Genomic DNA, 311 nt, shown 5'->3' on the forward strand with positions numbered 1-311 from the left:
ATCCGCGCAGGCCGGCCGGTAGCTTCGCATGCACCGACATTTGCTTCGCGGAGCATGCAAATGGCCTTCACGGCGGCCCGGCCGGTCACCAACGGAACGGCAACGTTCCGACGCATTCGACGCGGCGCCGCTTGCCTGCTCGCGCTGTGCGCGGTCGAGTGGGCAGCCGCCGCACCCCGGCCGAACGTTGGCGTCGTCGACGTCGACCTCGCGCTCGTTTTCGCAGTCGACGTTTCACCCTCGATGAGCCGAGCCGAGCAGCGGGCACAGCGCGAGGGCTACATCAGCGCCTTCCGCCAGCCCAGACTTGC

General features: G+C 68.8%; 1 protein-coding gene. It reads left to right on the plus strand.

Annotated elements, in window-relative coordinates; translation table 11 throughout:
- Window positions 1–60: 60 nt before the first annotated feature.
- A partial coding sequence (locus EN852_RS38365; protein WP_135879872.1) for a DUF1194 domain-containing protein occupies window positions 61–311 on the plus strand: 251 nt, incomplete at its 3' end.

It is taken from the genome of Mesorhizobium sp. M2E.F.Ca.ET.209.01.1.1 (genome assembly GCF_004010375.2).
Taxonomy (GTDB): Bacteria; Pseudomonadota; Alphaproteobacteria; order Rhizobiales; family Rhizobiaceae; genus Mesorhizobium.